We start from the raw sequence: 13,133 nt of genomic DNA on the forward strand, positions 1-13,133 counted from the left end.
ACCTCCCTGGTTATTTGTGGTGCGCTTTACCCAGTGCCTTGGCCACCAGTTGCTCGTAGAGTTCGGCGTACGGTTCAACCGCTTTGCACCAGTTGAAAGGTGCCGCCATCGCCCGGCAACGCATGGCATTGAGCAGCTCTGGAAAGGCGAAGACCTTGAACGCACGGCTCAGGGCTTCTTGATAGCTCTCAGCAGTGGATTGGTCAAAGAGGAAGCCGGTGACGCCGTTTTCAATGGTGTCGGCCAGCCCGCCGGTGTTGCGCGCCACCGGCAGCGAGCCGAAGCGCTGGGCGTACATCTGGCTCAAACCACACGGCTCGTAACGCGATGGCATCAGCAGGAAATCGCTGCCGGCGAACATGCGGCGGGCGTCGGTTTCATTGAAGCCGATGCGCACGCCGATCTGCCCGGGAAAGCGCAGCGCCAGTTCACGCATGGCTTGCTCTTCTTCCGGCTCGCCGCGACCGATGATCGCGATCTGGCCACCGTTTTCAACGATGTACTCGGACACCGCGATCGTCAGGTCCAGACCTTTTTGATAGACCAGTCGCGACACCACGGCGAACAACGGGCCTTCGGAGTCATTCAATTCGAATAGTTCGCGCACATGCGCAGCGTTGACCGCTTTGCCTTCCCAGTCACCGATGGCAAACGGCGCGAACAGGTGCGGATCGGTGGCGGCGTCCCAGCTCTCGTCGATGCCGTTGGGGATACCGCTGAGCAAGCCTTGCTGGGTCTTGGCGGCGAGAAAACCGTCGAGGCCGCAGCCGAAATCCGGGGTGGTGATTTCCTGCGCATAAGTCGCGCTGACCGTGGTGATATGGCTCGAATAGGCCATGCCGGCCTTGAGGAACGACATCTTGCCGTAGAACTCCATGCCTTCCTGTTGGAGGGCATGGTTGGGAATGCCCAACTCAGGGCAGGAGCCGAGACTGGTCACGCCTTGATACGCGAGGTTGTGAATGGTGAACAGGGTCGGCGTGCGCTGCCCGCGCCAGTGCATATAGGCAGGGGCCAGGCCGGCCGGCCAGTCATGGGCGTGCACCAGATCCGGGCACCAGTGAATTTGTGCGAGGTTGGCGGCGATATCGGCAGCGGCCAGACCCAAACGGGCGAAACGAATGTGGTTGTCCGGCCAGTCACGACCGTTGTTGGCGCCGTAGGGCGAGCCTTCGCGCTCGTAGAGTTCGGGGCAGATCAACACGTAGATCACCAGACCGTCCGGCATGTCCATACGGCCGATCTTGCACGGCGGCAGCGCAGCGTGGCCACCGAGTTCGCCGATGATGTGGATCGGGTTCTCGCTGTGCATTACCTGCGGGTAACCGGGGATCAGCACGCGCACATCGTGCAGATGCGCCATGGCGCGGGGCAGGGCGGCGGAGACGTCACCCAGGCCACCGGTTTTCACCAGATCGGCGATTTCCGAAGTCACGAACAGCACTTTCTTTTTGTTCGGATTCTGGCTCGCTACCGGAGTCAGCGTCTTGGTGCCGGGGACGTTGATCTGTCGGCTGCCGGGAACACTGACGCTGCTCGATTCGCCAACTGACTGCTGAGCACGCTCTCCCTGAATATCCAATGCCGCACTGATCATATGTAACTCCCGTTTTGTTGATCTGATTCTTGTCTGGAACAAGTGATGTCCATGGCCACATCCTGTGGCCGGGCGCAAACGCGCCACGCATCGGTGAGCAAACGCTACCCAACACGCGCAAGCAGAATGGGTGTAGAGGCCATTGCAAGGATTGCACCAGTCGCTTTGGCCCTGCCTTTCAGATGACCCGCCGCTTTGCGCAAAAGTTTCGAGTTTTTTTCCGCAATGTGACTGGCAGGTCGTACCTCGAAAAAACCAGTCTAGGCCAGATCCTAGAGCGGGCCAGAGCAAATGGGTAAATTGTTCGACAATCGGTTGGCAGTCTGTGCAAACCGTACTTTGGCGGGGCAAACGCACCGACGAAGTGCAGGTTTTTTTGCGAGAGAGGGCCAAAACGGTGACTGGGCGGTCACGATTTTGTGCTAGTGGTCAGTGCGGTTGCACTGTTGTGGTGCGGGCAGTTTGTTGATGGGGTGACTGTTATGACGCTATCGCGAGCAGGCTCACTCCTACAGTTGAAATGCGATCCCCTGTAGGAGTGAGCCTGCTCGCGATAGCAATAGTGACTTCACCCTCTATTTGCAGAGAAGGGTCAGTTCAACAGGCGAACCGGCTCCCCAGCCGCCCAAGCCTGAATATCCTCGATCATCTGCGAAAAGAACTGCGCATAGTTCTGCCGGCTGACATACCCGACATGCGGCGTCGCCAGTACGTTGTCCAGTGTGCGAAACGGGTGCATGGCCGGCAGCGGTTCCTGCTCGAATACGTCCAGCGCCGCCCCGGCGATCTGCTGTTTCTGCAAGGCCTTGATCAGCGCCGCTTCATCGACAATCGGCCCGCGCGCGGTGTTGACCAGCAGAGCCGTCGGTTTCATCCAGCCCAGCGCCTGCGCATCGACCAGCCCGCGACTGCGTTCGCTGAGCACCAGATGCACCGACAGTACGTCAGCCTGCTCGAACAGTTGCTGCTTGCTGACGTACGTCACGCCCACTTGTTCAGCTCGTTCTGCAGTGAGGTTTTCGCTCCAGGCAATCACCCGCATACCGAACACCTGGCCAAACTGCGCGACACGCTGGCCAATACTGCCCAGACCGAGAATACCCAGCGTCTTGCCATGCAGATCGCCGCCCAGACCTTGCTGCCACTTGCCGGCGCGCAGGGCATTGGCTTCATTCACCAGGTTACGCGTGGCGGCCATGATCAGTGCCCAGGTCAATTCCGGCGCTGCATGTTTGTAGCTGTCAGTGCCACAGACCTTGACCCCAAGTCTGGCTGCCGCTGGCATGTCCAGCGCCGCGTTGCGCATGCCGCCGGTGACCAGCAGCTTGAGATTGGGCAGACGCTTGAGCAGGTCTTCATCGAAACGCGTGCGTTCGCGCATCACGCATATCACTTGATAGCGGCGCAGACGCTCGGCGAGCGTAGCGTTATCGGCCGGGTAATCATGTTCAAACGTCACTTCACCGAGGCTATCGAGCACTGACCAGTCGACCACATCGCGAGCAACGTCCTGCCAGTCATCGATTACTGCAATCTGCACCGCCATCAGCCTTACCTCATCAACGAACGGGATTGGATGTATTCAGCCAGTCGAGCAGAGCTTTGTGGAACTGCGCTGGTTCTTCCATTTGCGGCGCGTGGCCCATGCCGGGAAATTCCACCAGCGTCGACTGCGGAATCAGCTTGGCCACTTGTTTGCCGAGCACCTCGTAATGGCCGATTTTGGCTTTTACTTCCGGTGGGGCGAGATCCTTGCCGATTGCCGTGGTGTCGGAAGTGCCGATCAGCAGCAACGTCGGCATCTTCAGGTCTTTGAACTCGTAAAACACCGGCTGGGTGAAAATCATGTCGTAGATCAGCGCCGAGTTCCACGCGACCTGGGTTTTGCCCGGGCCTTTGCTGAGGCCGGCGAGCATGTCCACCCAACGATCGAATTCCGGTTTCCAGCGGCCGTCGTAATAGGTGGTGCGTTCGTAATCACGAATGCCCTGGGCGCTGACTTTCAGCTCGCGCTGATACCACTGATCCACGGTGCGATAGGGCACGCCGAGGGCTTTCCAGTCTTCCAGGCCGATCGGGTTGACCAGCGCCAGTTGCTCGACCTGTTCCGGGAACAACAAGGCATAGCGGGTGGCGAGCATGCCACCGGTGGAGTGGCCGAGCAGGGTGGCCTTCTGAATGCCCAGCGCTTTGAGCAATTGTTGGGTGTTGGTTGCCAGTTGCTGGAAGCTGTATTGATAGTTGTCCGGTTTGCTCGATGTGCAGAAGCCAATCTGATCCGGTGCGACTACACGGTAACCGGCCTCGCTCAGGGCCTTGATCGAACTGTCCCAGGTCGCGGCGCAAAAATTCTTGCCGTGCATCAGCACCACGGTGCGGCCATTGGCTTTGCCATGAGCGGCGACGTCCATGTAGCCCATCTGCAGGGATTTGCCCTGAGACTGGAAGGCAAAGTGTTTAAGCGTGTAAGGGTATTCGAAACCTTGCAGTTCCGGGCCGTAAGCCGGGCCTTCGGGCATTGCTTCGGCTGGCGCGGCAGCCTGCGCAGACAAGGGCAGGGCGGCGCAGAGGAGCAGTGAGGGGAGCCAACGGGAAAACGTGACAGACATAAGGTCAAACTCCGTTTGAAAGCGGCCGATGCTGGAACGGCCGGATTATGGCGACGTTAAACACAGGCAATGCCCGCGCCCGATCGTTCACCCCAGCCACCCCAGCGTCAGCATGGCCAGCACGCCGTAACGTGCGCTTTTGGCCAGGGTTACGATAAACAGAAACCGTCCGAGCGGTTCGCGCATGACACCGGCGATCAGCGTCAGCGGGTCGCCGATGATCGGCAGCCAGCTCAGTAGCAACGACCAGTGGCCGTAGCGCTCATAGTGCTTGCGCGCCTTGGCCATGTGCGCGGGACTGACCGGAAACCAGCGCCGATCCTGAAATCGCTCGAGCCGACAGCCCAGCCACCAATTGACCAGCGAGCCGAGCACATTGCCTAGCGTCGCGACCGTGAGCAGTCCCCAGAGCCAGTAACGATCACTGACGATCAGCCCGACCAGCAACGCCTCGGACTGCAGCGGCAACAATGTCGCAGCACCGAACGCGGCGAAGAACAGCCCGAAATAAGCCGCGCCGATCAATGGGCCGGGTAGTCCGCCACCACCACGTCAGCACCGTCCTTTTTCAGGCCGATCACTTGATAGGCATCGCTCATGCCATCCATTTCCATGCCCGGCGAACCCATCGGCATGCCCGGTGCGGCAACACCGAGCAGGTCATTGCGCTTGCTCAGGGCCAGCACTTGTTCAGCCGGTACGTGGCCTTCGACGAATTTACCGTTGATGATTGCGGTGTGACAGGACGCCAGACGCGGTGGTACGCCGTGTTGCTGCTTGAAGCTGCTCATGTCGCTTTCGACGTGATCTTCAACTTTGAAACCGTTGGCTTCGAGGTGGCTGATCCATTTTTTGCAGCAGCCGCAATTGGCGTCGCGATGGACTTCGATCGGGATCAGATCGGCTGCCTGGGCCAGGGATGAAAGGAACAGGGCGCTCAGGGCGACCAGACGCAGGTGGGTTCGCATGACGGATTCTCGGCTCGGGTGACGATCAGAAAAGAACGCATTTTGACCGGTTTTTCCCGTCTGGCATCAACGCAATGTTTCCAGTTGTTGCAAGGCAGGCTGGCAGGATGATCGTAGATCAAGGCTGACAGGTTGCTGAGCGCGAGATGACAAAGTTGTCAGGTGGCCACATCTGGCGATGGTGTGAAAGCCGTCGAACCCTGTGGGAGCGAGCCTGCTCGCGAAGGCCGTGTGTCAGGCACTGGAAGTAGTGACTGAAAGGACGCTTTCGCGAGCAGGCTCGCTCCCACAGGGGTTATAGGGTTGGCAGGAATTCCTGCATGAATCAGCGGACTTTGAAGCGTCCCATGATTGCGCTTACCCGGCTGTTGGCTTCCAGCAGTTGCCGGGTGTTGAGTTCGCTGGCCTGACCGCTCTGCACCAATTCATCGACCATGTGGCGGATCTGCACCATGCTGCGGTTGATCTCTTCGGTCACTGCGCTTTGCTGTTCGGCGGCGGTAGCGATCTGGGTACTGAGACTGTTGATGTGGCTGACCGAGCCGGCCATTTCATCAAGGCCCGAGTTGACGCGCGCGGTGGCATCCGCCGCCGACTGGCAACTCGCCTGGGTATTTTCCATGGCGCTGACCGAGGAGCTCACGCCTTGCGTCAGACGCGTCAACATCTCGTTGATTTCCGAAGTGCTGGCCTGGGTGCGAGCGGCGAGGGCGCGCACTTCGTCGGCAACCACGGCGAAGCCTCGGCCCTGCTCACCGGCACGGGCTGCTTCAATCGCAGCGTTGAGCGCGAGCAGGTTGGTCTGGCCGGCAATCGCCCCGATTACGCCGAGAATCTCGGTAATGCGTTGGGCGTCCTGCTGCATGTTTTCAACTTTGTGTGTAGCGCTGGCCACTTCGTCGATCAGCGCAACCACACTGCTCGTCGCTTCACCCACCACCACGCGTGAGCGGTCGGCGTTTTCGTTGGCGCGCTGGGTGAACGCTGCGGTCTCGGCGGCGTTTTGCGCGACGCTTTCCGCCGTCGAACTCATTTCGGTGATGGCGGTGACGGTCTGATCGGTTTCCGAGGCGTGACGCAGCAGGATGTGGCTGGTATGCGCCGAAGTACGTTGCAGATTGTCGAGGCTCGACGCCATGGCGCCGGTGGCCTGGGTGACTTCGCCGATCATGTTCTGCAGGTAAGCGATAAACGTGTTGACCGAATGGCCGATGGCGCCCAGTTCATCCTCGGCGCGAATGGTGATGCGTCGCGTCAGGTCGGCGTCGCCGCTGGACAGCGAATCGATGTTGGCTTTCAACGCTTTCAGGCGCGAGATCAACTGGCGGATCGCATAGACCTGCAACAGCACGAGCAGGATCACCAGCGGGATTTGCAACAGGCTCAGGGTGCTGAGGACGTCATCACGTTGGGCAGTGAGCATTTTCGTTGGCAGGGCGGTGGCGAGGAACCACGGCGTGCCTTCAATCGGGCGCATAAAGAAGGTGCTGGCTTCGCCGTTGTTGTCGAACTCGACGCGTTGCGCCTGATCACGATTCTGCAGGCCGGCCTTGGCCTGGCTGGCGAAGGTCGACGTGCCGGCCAGTTCGCTGATGTTCTTCAGCACGATCTGGCCACTGATGCGCGAGCTGTTACTGATGATCTTGCCGTCGGCTTCAACGATGAGCATTTCGGCGTTGAGGTCTTTTTCCTTGCGCGCCACCAGATCGTTGAAGAAGCCGAGGGTGACGTCAATGGTCGACACGCCCCAGGCATTACCGTTTTTCTGGATGGCCATGGCGCAGTTGGTGCGTGGTTCGGCGCTGGCATCGTCCTTGTAGGCGGCGGCCCAGGCGCACTGACCGCGCGGTGTCGCCATGCCGCCCTTGTACCAGCTCTGGTCGAAATAGTTGGGCGCCGCGTCGCTGTTCCAGAAGGTGTTAACCGCCAATTTGCCCGAGGCATCGCGATGCCAGAACGTACTGAATTTGTTGCGCCCGGCTTCACGCTGCCCCGGCAACGGCCAGATGCCGCCACCAAAAACCTTTAGCTCGCCGTATTGATCCACCAACCCCGGCAACACCGTATCGATCGCGGCGCTGTCGAGCAGCGGGATGGTCTGAGTGATGCTGCGTTGCTGCGCCTGCACTTTGTTCAGTTCGCCTTGAATCTGCTCGGCGACTTCTGCGATGCGGTTGAGGACGACTTGTTCTTCGGTATGACGCAGTTTGGGCGCGACCAGTTGGCTGATGCCGACCACGGTCAACACCGACAACAGCAGGATGAACAGAACCAGAAACAGCGTGTAGCGAGCCTGAATGGTACGGAATGCGGGCATGGGGATCCGGTCCTTGAACTGCGATTCTTGTTAGGGGGCAAAGCGTTAAACAGTGCGGGTATCCCAGCGTATCGTCGCGCCGGCAAGAAGCTTGAGGCACTGGCGTACTAAAAAGATGGCGACCGATGACTGGTCGGTATCAGCGTCGATACATTCAAGCGGGCTTGCCAGCTGGTCAGTGTCAAAAGCCGATTGTTCATCGACAGGCGCAGCCCCTCTGGCTCATCGTTTGTCGGCATTGGGGCTGTTTGTATCGGGAATGTACAAGATTTGTAAAAAAATGCAGAAAGAAGTTGGTGCCATCAGTTCGCCCGCTGATACTCGCGGCCATTAGAGGCGTTCAACACGGACATTTCATGGTCATTTCACAGGGAGTCTTCTCATGACGATCGGTATAGTCGGCGGCTGGCAGGCCAAGGCAGGGATTCTGGTACGCGACACCGGCGCAAAAAAACAAGTGTCCCAGAGCGTCAAGGTGCAGCAGATGCTCACCATGGTGGGCAACAACCCCACCGCGCTGAATACTGCCGAAATGGACAAGCAGGGTTTGCGCAAGGCTATCAAGGGTTTCGATCCATCCAATGTTTCGGTTAAGCAATTGGGCAATCTGAGCGAACTCTTGCGAGGCCGCGGGCTGATCTCCGAGATCACTTCCTTTACGCTAAAGAACGCTGGCGACAAGTTCGATCGTTTTGGCGTGACGAAAGATATCGATGCGAAATTCAACGCGCTTGAGTATTTCGCGACCCAGCTCGATGCCATCCAGACCAATGGGCTCAATGGCAATGCCTACGGCAAGAGCCTGATTCCCGAGTTCAAGAAAGCGATTTACGTCCTGCAGAACCTGAAAACCTACGGTGAGGGCAACATGCCTAAACCTGTGGACAGTGGCGTCAAAGCCAAGGCGTAAAAACCACGGAAAAAGGCCCGCACAATCTCTTGGCGGGCCTGCCGGTCTTTCATTCAGCCAGCTTGCAGTTCGCTATTGCAGCAATCGGCGAAGCGCTGCTGTATTTGATCCTGCAACTGTTGCATGCGCACGCAGTGCAATTGCAACTGGCGCGGCACGTAGTCCCGGTGAAACAGCGCCAGCCAACCTTCGCTGCGATCATCGGGGACAATTCCGGTGAATGTGAACCCTGCCATCGACAGGCTATGCAATGCGCCGGCAAATCCTTCTGCCAGCCTGAGCCTGATCGAAACCACCCAGTGAGCCGGCAATTGCCGCAGTTGCTGGAGCACGGCAATGCTCAACTGTTTGAGCACCATGTCATAACGCCCTGAACGTTGGTCGAAATGCATCGTTGGCCCGACCCAGGGTGATGGGGTTTTGCGGGTGCCAAATTCGTTGCACATCTGCTGCATGAAATCGGCGCAGCTGGCTGGCCAATCGAGCGATGGCAGCGGCCGCTCGTAGTCGTCGATGGCTCTGAAACCCATGACGATCGACTCTGGCAGCACCTCGCCAAATGGCGAAGGCGCGTAATCGGGTAACAATCCCGTGCTGTGAAACCCGAGCCTGTCGGCCATTTTTTGCGAGTAGGCGTGATGGGTCACTTGTTTGATCGTCACGCCACGGCAGCCCAGCGCTTGTGCATGGATCAACAATTGTTGCCCCAGCCGCGTGGCAATGTTTTGCCCGCGTGTCGCTGGATGAACCACGCTCAGCGCCAGTTCGGCGATCGGCGAGCCGGCATTTCTGAACAGTGTCGCGTGCCCGAGGATTTTCTTGCCGCTCACGGCCACCAGCGAATGCCAACGGCCATCGTCGTGGTTCTGGCTGATCATGTAGGGCAGATAAACGTGGGGTTGAACGTAGTGGTCGCCATAGACTGCACGGAACAGGCGGCTGACGGCCACAGCATCGGTACTGCGGTAGTTTCTCAGGGTCACGGTGTCCATGCGTGCGGCTCCGGATAAGCATTGCCATAGATGCGCAGGTCGACGACTTTCTGGTGTTTGCCGGAACGTGGGTGACAAGCGAAATCCTCCCCGGCGCAGCTCACCACTTGCAGATCGAGTAATCCATCGACAGTCAGTTGTTCGATCAACGGGTAGCGATCGATCAGCGCCGTGCGCAGGTCTGCATTGACCTGCGCCGTGTCGAGGTGCAGCGCCGCGTGCCGCCATTTCAGGTGCAAGTCATCGCGATCATTCGAATGATCGAGCACCAGTTGCCATTCGCCTCCGGCAGCGATGCGTTGCACGATTTCGCCAATTTCTGCGGTCAGCAGGGTCATGCTGCCCACCCGCACACGCTGGCTGTCCATGCTGCGCCCCATCAGGGCGAATTTTCGCATCGGTGTGCCACGAGGTTCTTTCCAACAGGCGAGGTCGCCCACCGGATAGCGAATCAGCGGCATGAGCCGACGCGTGAAATTGGTAAGGACCAGACGTCCCTTCCGCCCGCAATCCTCGATCACCTCACCGGTCTGTTCATCAAGAATTTCCACCACACTGTGGCGCTCGAGCATGCGGTGTTCGTCCAGGGCACAGTCACGGCTGCTGAAACCGATAAACCCAGCGTCGACACTGGCGTAACCGATCGAGGCGATTCGGGCGTTGGGAAAGACCCGGCGCAACAACAGCAATTGCCCGCCGAACAGGCTTTCGCCGCCATAAAGCAGGGTGTCGATACCTTCGAGCGTGCGCGATTGGCGCTCCAGCCAGGCGGCAAACGTCAGCAGGTGCGCCGGTACGCCGGCTAAAACGTTGATCCGGTATTGAGCAATCGAATCGGCCAACACTGCAGAATCGACGCTTCCGGTAAACGGAAATTCGGTGACGGCACTTCCCGTATGCGCGAGCGTATCGTGGACGAACACGAAACTGGCATACAGGTCGCCGACGAAAAACAGATTGGCAATGCGGTCGCCGTCATTCAGTTGTGCGGTGAGCTGAACGCCAAAGTCGCTGACCAGTGTCTGCCATTCGTCGCGGGTGAATACCGACAGTTTGCCGTTGCTGGTAGTGCCACCGGTCTTGAACACCAGCGCCTTGGCGAAGTTGCCTGTCAGTACTGGCCATTGATCAAGGTCATGGCTTGATTGCCAGTAAGTGTGCGGATCAATCAGCGGTAATTCACAGAGGCTCGTCAAACAGGACGGAACATTGTGTAAATGTTCGCGATAATAATTCGAATGCGCTCGAGCAAAGCCGACCAACTGGTTCAGTTTTATTGCAGCTGTCATGGTGTTCTCTTTAAGTAATGGCGCCAGTCCGGGTGCGGTGGCTGCACTTCAACGGCGCGCATCAATCAATAAAGGGGTTTTGCCGCTGTGCTTGTTGCGGTGGAATAACGCCGGTGGGCAGACCTCGACCTCCAGCTTCAGCAGTCCGCTGCGCACCAGGGTTGCCAGAATGGAATAGCCTTGCAGGCGTTCGAGCACATCCGCCGGTTCGCGGGAACTGCGAATCAGCAGGCTTTCAACGCCGTCAGGCGCGTGCGCCATCAGCAATTGGAATTCGGTTTGCAGATGCTCGGCCAAGGTGTTCAGGCAAATGAAATCGGTGCCGATACGCACCAGACGGCCATGTCGCTGCAATAGTTCGAAACGCGGCGACGTCAGGCCGCAATCACATGGGCCGGACAACCAGCGACCGCTGTCACCCACGTCATAACGCTGGATCGGCTGGCCTTCACGCGCTTTCGAGCTGAATAACAGTCGGCCGACTTCGTCGCCGACAACCGGCACATCTTCATTGAACGCGACAATTTCCAGCGACTGGATATCGCTCAGCAGATGAAAAATGCCATCGCCCGTCGCGGCGCAGGCGTGGCCAAGCGGACCGGCATCGACGCTGCCATAAACGGCCGAACGCACGCTCTTGACGCCGCAACTTTGCAGCAGCTCACGGCAGGGCTCATTGAGGTGTTCACCGCCAAGGAAGACTTTTTTGATCCCGTCGTAGTCGCGCAACGTTTGCTGCTCGTTGAGGAACAAGCGGTGCAGGGTGCTCGGCATGCCGATCAACACTGTTACACGTTGTTCAACGATCAGTCGGGCAATCTCGCTGTAATCATCATCGGCCGGTGCGCCCATCGGCAGGTGCGTGGCGCCCAGCAATTCCAGCACTTTGGCGAAACTGAAAAAACCGCCGTAGAGGCCGCCGCTGAAGAACAGGTTCATCACCCTGTCGTGGCGTGGATCGAGGCCTGCGGCGAACAAACCGTCGGCGGTCGCACGCATTTGTCGCTGGAAGTCGCGATGACTGAAGCCTGACAATGTCGGCGTGCCACTGCTGCCTCCCGAACGGAAATACAACTGCGCTGCCGCGTTGGCCGGCCGATCGATGAAGGCTTGTTTATCCATGATCGGCAGGCCGCTCAGACCTGATGCCTCAGGCTGCGGATCGAGCGTCGCGTGAGTCGTCAGCAAGGTTGCCGGCAAGCTGACCGAGACGCGGCGGCTCAGGCGTTGCAGGGCATACACGCCGTCATGGGGTTCGCCGTCGTAACCGTCATGAATGGCATTGATCGGCGCAATGCGCGTGACGCCAGCAGCTATCAAGGCGCGCGACAGTTCGCCGATCTGTGCCTGGGGACATATCAGCGCACAGCTCTGCAGCACGTTTCGCCAATCCAGCAGGACGTGTGCCAGGCGTGAACGCGGCAGCGGCTTGAGCAGCAGCGTGCGAAACAGCGGGGAGGGGCTCAGCGCCTGATCGTGAGTCCAGATCACGCGCCAGCCAGGTGCGCTCCAGACTTCGGCGGTCAGCTCGGAAAAACTCTGGCCGAGCCGCGTCATCGCTACACGGCTGGTGATTTCCGAAGCCTCCTGCAGCGTCGGCAACAACACTGGCCAGCGTTCGACACGCCGGACGAATGCTTCAGCCAATGCCGCGCCGATGTGCTTGAGCACGTCCGGCTCGTCACTGTCGACCAATAGCCACTGGGGGCTCGAACACGCCTGTTGATCGAGTCGGCAGACTTCGTCGACGATGGCATCCAGCGCTGTTTCGGAGGCCGAATCGGGCGTCATGTAGACGAAACTGATGCGATGTCCCCAGTCGATCCAGCGGCACCCGGAAGGCAGGTGTTGACGAATGGCCTGCAACGCCGCTGCGCCACCCCATGCGGCAACGCCGTTGGCCCGCTTGCACAGTTGACCGATTTGCGCGGTGGTCACCGGCAACACAGCGAGGTAATGACCAAGCTGACCGCTTGGATCGCATTGCACCAGTGCGTTGAGCAAGCGTGCACTCAGGCCTTGATCGCTGCTGCTGGGCCGCAGCCAGTTGATGTTGCCGGCCAGCAGGCTCTCGATGATTGCACAGAACGCCAGCATTGGCGCGTTCGCCGGGGTGATGTGCACTACCAGCCCGAGCGGGCTCCAGTTCTCGAAACGCGCTTGCGTGTAATCGAGGCGCCGCAGGGAGCCAGGTTGGTCGCCGAGTTCCCGTTCAAGTTTGCTCTGCAGCGCCTGAGGCTGACAAAACCCGATCAATGCCTGGCGCTGTTCTTCATCCAGCACGACGTTGCTGTCGCCGCTGCACAGTCGCTCGGCAAACCGCGCTGCCGCTTCAATTACCGTGCTGCTGTGCAGAGGGGTGGCCAGATGATGCGGCAACGCGTCATGCAGTTGTTCCAGAGCCATGTCGAGAGCGTAATCGGCGTGCAGTTGTCCGTTGATCAAATACAT

Annotated in this window: 9 protein-coding genes and 2 pseudogenes; 1 reads left to right on the forward strand and 10 read right to left on the reverse strand. The window is 59.2% G+C overall.

The features are described from left to right. Window positions 1–10: 10 nt before the first annotated feature. From glgA to CQ009_RS30485, 7 genes and pseudogenes are all read right to left on the reverse strand, one after another. Window positions 11–1,597, reverse strand: coding sequence for a glycogen synthase GlgA (gene glgA / locus CQ009_RS18935; protein ID WP_064391093.1), 1,587 nt, complete (start codon window positions 1,595–1,597; stop codon window positions 11–13). A 592-nt stretch (window positions 1,598–2,189) separates the two neighbouring features. Continuing rightward, complete coding sequence (locus tag CQ009_RS18940; RefSeq protein ID WP_105708145.1) at window positions 2,190–3,143, reverse strand: D-2-hydroxyacid dehydrogenase family protein; 954 nt, start codon at window positions 3,141–3,143, stop codon at window positions 2,190–2,192. Between the two features lie 13 nt (window positions 3,144–3,156). Next, a complete protein-coding gene (locus CQ009_RS18945; RefSeq protein ID WP_064391095.1) occupies window positions 3,157–4,206 on the reverse strand; it encodes an alpha/beta fold hydrolase in 1,050 nt (349 codons plus the stop codon). 87 nt (window positions 4,207–4,293) lie between these two features. Next, window positions 4,294–4,728 carry a YqaA family protein gene (locus CQ009_RS18950; RefSeq protein ID WP_064391169.1) on the reverse strand — a complete coding sequence of 145 codons (435 nt, stop codon included), beginning with the start codon at window positions 4,726–4,728 and terminating at the stop codon, window positions 4,294–4,296. Continuing rightward, window positions 4,728–5,174 carry a DUF411 domain-containing protein gene (locus tag CQ009_RS18955; RefSeq protein WP_064391096.1) on the reverse strand — a complete coding sequence of 149 codons (447 nt, stop codon included), beginning with the start codon at window positions 5,172–5,174 and terminating at the stop codon, window positions 4,728–4,730. The genes CQ009_RS18950 and CQ009_RS18955 overlap by 1 nt, the downstream gene beginning before the upstream one ends. A 325-nt stretch (window positions 5,175–5,499) precedes the next feature. Continuing rightward, window positions 5,500–6,027, reverse strand: a pseudogene (locus CQ009_RS30480) (methyl-accepting chemotaxis protein); the annotation flags it as partial. A 333-nt stretch (window positions 6,028–6,360) separates the two neighbouring features. Continuing rightward, a pseudogene (locus tag CQ009_RS30485) lies at window positions 6,361–7,491 on the reverse strand (cache and HAMP domain-containing protein); the annotation flags it as partial. Between the two features lie 382 nt (window positions 7,492–7,873). On the opposite strand from CQ009_RS30485, the gene CQ009_RS18965 reads away from it, so the two are divergent. After that, window positions 7,874–8,401 (forward strand): hypothetical protein, encoded by a 528-nt coding sequence (locus tag CQ009_RS18965; RefSeq protein WP_064391098.1) that lies wholly within the window; start codon window positions 7,874–7,876, stop codon window positions 8,399–8,401. Between the two features lie 53 nt (window positions 8,402–8,454). Here CQ009_RS18965 and CQ009_RS18970 read toward each other — a convergent pair whose 3' ends face one another. Genes CQ009_RS18970 through CQ009_RS18980 form a run of 3 tightly spaced genes read right to left on the reverse strand, consistent with a single transcriptional unit; the run spans window position 8,455 to window position 13,133 of the window. Next, on the reverse strand, window positions 8,455–9,393 hold the full coding sequence (locus tag CQ009_RS18970; RefSeq protein WP_064391099.1) for a GNAT family N-acetyltransferase: 939 nt from the start codon (window positions 9,391–9,393) through the stop codon (window positions 8,455–8,457). After that, window positions 9,381–10,682 carry a phenylacetate--CoA ligase family protein gene (locus CQ009_RS18975; RefSeq protein WP_105708149.1) on the reverse strand — a complete coding sequence of 434 codons (1,302 nt, stop codon included), beginning with the start codon at window positions 10,680–10,682 and terminating at the stop codon, window positions 9,381–9,383. Before CQ009_RS18975 ends, CQ009_RS18970 begins: the two co-directional genes overlap by 13 nt. Window positions 10,683–10,730: 48 nt before the next feature. Continuing rightward, entirely contained in the window at window positions 10,731–13,133 is a 2,403-nt protein-coding gene (locus CQ009_RS18980; protein WP_105708151.1) for an aldehyde dehydrogenase family protein, read from the reverse strand.

Source organism: Pseudomonas sp. MYb2 (assembly GCF_002979955.1).
Lineage (GTDB): Bacteria > Pseudomonadota > Gammaproteobacteria > Pseudomonadales > Pseudomonadaceae > Aquipseudomonas.

What these genes read in the sequence shown, in the direction of transcription:
- glgA (WP_064391093.1), bottom strand. Translation starts at nt 1,597, where the DNA reads ATGATCAGTGCGGCATTGGATATTCAGGGAGAGCGTGCTCAGCAGTCA.
- CQ009_RS18940 (WP_105708145.1), bottom strand. Translation starts at nt 3,143, where the DNA reads ATGGCGGTGCAGATTGCAGTAATCGATGACTGGCAGGACGTTGCTCGC.
- CQ009_RS18945 (WP_064391095.1), bottom strand. Translation starts at nt 4,206, where the DNA reads ATGTCTGTCACGTTTTCCCGTTGGCTCCCCTCACTGCTCCTCTGCGCC.
- CQ009_RS18955 (WP_064391096.1), bottom strand. Translation starts at nt 5,174, where the DNA reads ATGCGAACCCACCTGCGTCTGGTCGCCCTGAGCGCCCTGTTCCTTTCA.
- CQ009_RS18965 (WP_064391098.1), top strand. Translation starts at nt 7,874, where the DNA reads ATGACGATCGGTATAGTCGGCGGCTGGCAGGCCAAGGCAGGGATTCTG.
- CQ009_RS18970 (WP_064391099.1), bottom strand. Translation starts at nt 9,393, where the DNA reads ATGGACACCGTGACCCTGAGAAACTACCGCAGTACCGATGCTGTGGCC.
- CQ009_RS18975 (WP_105708149.1), bottom strand. Translation starts at nt 10,682, where the DNA reads ATGACAGCTGCAATAAAACTGAACCAGTTGGTCGGCTTTGCTCGAGCG.
- CQ009_RS18980 (WP_105708151.1), bottom strand. Translation starts at nt 13,133, where the DNA reads ATGTATTTGATCAACGGACAACTGCACGCCGATTACGCTCTCGACATG.